The organism is Roseiarcus sp., from assembly GCF_052145395.1.
Classification (GTDB): Bacteria; Pseudomonadota; Alphaproteobacteria; order Rhizobiales; family Beijerinckiaceae; genus Roseiarcus.
On the sequence record NZ_JBKQOT010000124.1, the window covers coordinates 1 to 3,526 of the forward strand.

The following is a 3,526-nucleotide window of genomic DNA, read 5'->3' on the forward strand; positions in this document are numbered from 1 at the left end:
ACAAGGCGCTCCTTAGCGTGGTCAGCCACACGCCGGTCGAGGTCGAGAAGCTCGCGCGCGCCCAGGCGGCCGGCCCGTGGGTCGACGCCCTGCGCAAGTTCGTGCCCGAATCGGAAAAGCTTTACACGTGGTGGAGCTACCGCTCGCCCGACTGGGCCAACGCCAACAAGGGGCGGCGCCTGGACCACGTCTGGGTGAGCCCGGCGCTCGGGCCCGCGGTGACCGGCATGGAGGTGATGCGCGAGGCGCGCGGCTGGGACCGTCCCTCCGACCACGTCCCGGTCAAGGTGACGTTCTCGCTGTAACCGCCAACGTTGTCATGCCCGCGAAACGCGGGCATTCAGGCCGGCGAGCGGCGCCATCTGACGACAAGGGGACGGGGACCTGCGCCAAGGCTCTGAATTCCCTCTTTCGCAGGGATGACAGGACCGCTTCGCAACGCGGGCAACGGGGCGCCGGGCAAACGGTCGGGCCCGGGCCCGGAAAGCGCTGCGACTTCGGCGATTGGCCATTTTTCGACCCCGACCTCGCTTCAAACATGAAACATGGACTTTGACGGCGAGTGCGGGTTCATTGTCCGCCGCGGAAAGCAACGTCGGGAGGAAGACAGCGTGCGCTGGCGTCTGATCAAGTGGCTTTTCCGCCTTGTCGTCACGCTCGTGATCGTCGGGGCGGTCGCTGGCGCGTGGCTCTTCTGGCGCGCGATGCCGAGCTATTCGGGGACCGAGAAGCTGCCGGGCCTCTCGGCGGAGGTCCGCGTGTGGCGCGATTCCTACGGCGTTCCGCACATCTTCGCCGCCAACATGGACGACGCAGCCCGGGCGCTCGGCTATTTGCACGCCAGCGAGCGGCTGTTCCAGATGGAGGTCAACCGATTGGTCGGCCAGGGGCGCGCCGCCGAGACCTTCGGTCCCGATCTCCTCAAGGTCGACAAGTTCCTCCGCACCCTCGGTTTCCATCGCGAGGCGGAGGCGAGCGTCTCTGCGCTGTCGCCCGAAGCGCAGAAGCGCCTCCAGGCCTACGCCGACGGCGTGAACGCCTTCCTCGACACGCACAAAGACGCGCTGCCGCCCGAGTTCTTCATCGTGGGCGACACGCCCGAGCCGTGGAAGCCGGCCGACTCGGTCATCTGGGGCAAGCTGATGGCGCTGGAGCTGTCGCAGAACCGCGAGCAGGAGGCCTTGCGCGCCCATATCACGCAAAAGCTCGGGCCGGACAAAGTGTCCTGGTTCTTCCCCGGCGCGAAGCCCGGCGACCCGATCACCACGCTACCCGCGCTCGGCGACCAGCACGCGAGCGTCGACCGCGTCGACGACGCGATCGGCGCGCTGACCGGATTGGGCCGCGGGGCGTCGAACGAATGGGTGGTCGCGGGCTCGCGCACCGTCACCGGCAAGCCGATCCTCGCCAACGATCCGCACCTCGGCCTCGGGGCGCCGATATTGTGGTACCTCGCGCGGATCGTCACGCCTGACGGCTGGCTCAAAGGCGGCTCCGTGCCGGGCACGCCCGGGGTCCTGCTGGGCGAGAACGACCACATCGCCTGGGGATTCACCACCGCCGACACCGACACCCAGGACCTGTTCATCGAGACGATCGACCCGACCGATCCCTCGAAATACCTGACGCCCGACGGCCCGAAGCCGTTCGAGACGCGCGAGGAGACGATCCGCGTCAAGGACGGCGCCGACGTCAAATTGACGATCCGGACGACCCGCCACGGCCCCGTGCTCTCAGACGTCGGCGACGATCTCGCCAGCATCGCCGGGCCGGGCAAGGTCATCGCGCTCGCCTTCACCGGGCTCTCTGACCGCGACACGACGATCGAGGCGGTGATGCGCCTCGACGCGGCCAGGAGCTGGGACGATTTCTTGAGCGCGATGCGGCTCTTTCAGGCGCCGACGCAGAATATCGTCTACGCCGACACGTCTGGCGACATCGGCTTCTTCAGCCCGGGCCTCGTTCCCTTGCGGAAATCCGGAGACGGCCTTGCGCCGGCTGACGGCGCCTCCGGGGCGTACGACTGGGTCGGGACGATCCCCTTCGAGCAGCTCCCCCAACTCCACAATCCGAACGCCGGCTTCGCCTTCAACGCCAACAACGCCAACGTCGCCGACGATCACCAGCCGACCTTCGGGCAGGACTGGGAGGAGCCGTTCCGCGCCCGCCGGATCCAGCAGTTCTTCGACACGATCGACAAGCACAGCCTGGAGACGTCGGCGGCGATGCAGGGCGACCGCCTGTCGCTCGCGGCCAAGGCGCTGCAGCCGTTCATCGCCAGGATCGCGCCCTCCGACGAGCGCGCGCGCCAGGCCCAGGCGATGCTCGCAAGCTGGAACGACGTGATGGACAAGGATCGCCCCGAGCCCTTGATCTTCACCGCGTTTCTCGCCTCGCTCCACCGCATCCTGATGGAGGACAAGACCGGGCTCAACATGGGGGCCAAGGGCCCGTTCGCCGCGATGACGCTCATTGCGCTGATGACCGACCATCCGTCGTGGTGCGACGCGCCCGACAAACCCGACCCGGACTGCAAGAGGATGCTGGGACAGGCGCTCGACGAGGGCCTGGCGCTGCTCGTCAAGCGCGAAGGCGCCGACATGAGCCAATGGCGCTGGGGGAACGAGCACGTGAGCCTGCTGCAGCACAGGGTCTACAGCCACATTCCCCTGCTCGACCGCGCAAGCGACCTCAGCATCCCCTCGAGCGGCGGCTTCTACACCCTCGACCGCGGCGGCGGCTTCGAGACCCGGAAGGACAAGCCGTTCGCCCGCACCCACGGCGCGGGCTTCCGCGGCCTCTACGACCTCGCCGACCCGGAGAAGTCCAGATTCATGATCACGACCGGCGAGTCGGGCCACATCTTCTCGCCGCATTACCGCGACCTCGTGCCGCTGTGGAACGACGTGAAGTCGATTCCGCTCACGGGGAGCGAGGACGACCTGAAGAAAGCCGGGGCCCGGCTGCTCACGCTGACGCCGTGAGACGGCCGTAAGGGGAGCGCGTCCGCCGAGCGCGGACTGCTCACCGGTCGAACCCGTCCATCCTATGCCGAGTTTTCCGTTTATCCGGGGAAACACGCCGAGCCCGTGATGACCTCTCCGGTCGAGAGGAAATTGATCAATGCCGGAATGAAGGACTGGAACGTGTAGGTCACCTGGACCTGCGAGAACCCGGCGACGCCGTTGCAGGATGTCGCGGTCGCAATCTGGATGTCCGCCGAAGGGATCGTAATTCCCCAATTCTGCGCCTCGGACTGGATGAACGCGACGGCGCTCGACTGGCTGTAGACCCCGTTCGCCGAGCAGGCGTTCAGCGTCAAGCCGATGCATCGCGCGCCCGCGAACGCCGCTTCCTGCACCGCCTCGGTCGTCCACGCAAACCTCGCGTACTCGCAAACTGCTGCTACGAAAATAGCTTCAGCGTGGATGCCGGGTCATGCGGGCGCGGCCTTTGGTTCGAGGGTGACGGTGTAGCCGAGGCGTTCGAGGCGGCGTTTGAGGTTGGCGACGGTCCGGGTCTGGCT

3 protein-coding genes are annotated in these 3,526 nt (G+C 67.2%); 2 read left to right on the forward strand and 1 reads right to left on the reverse strand.

What is annotated here, in order from left to right; all coding sequences use genetic code 11:
- Both ACLP25_RS04480 and ACLP25_RS04485 read left to right on the forward strand, forming a co-directional pair.
- On the forward strand, positions 1–305 hold a 305-nt coding region (locus tag ACLP25_RS04480), incomplete at its 5' end, for an exodeoxyribonuclease III (protein ID WP_442468029.1).
- A gap of 306 nt (positions 306–611) precedes the next feature.
- Positions 612–2,984, forward strand: a complete 2,373-nt coding sequence (locus ACLP25_RS04485; RefSeq protein ID WP_442468030.1) for a penicillin acylase family protein — start codon at positions 612–614, stop codon at positions 2,982–2,984.
- Between the two features lie 80 nt (positions 2,985–3,064).
- On the opposite strand, the gene ACLP25_RS04490 is transcribed toward ACLP25_RS04485, so the two are convergent.
- Positions 3,065–3,361: a pilus assembly protein gene (locus tag ACLP25_RS04490; RefSeq protein WP_442468031.1), complete on the reverse strand. Its 297-nt coding sequence runs from the start codon at positions 3,359–3,361 to the stop codon at positions 3,065–3,067.
- Between the last annotated feature and the right edge of the window lie 165 nt (positions 3,362–3,526).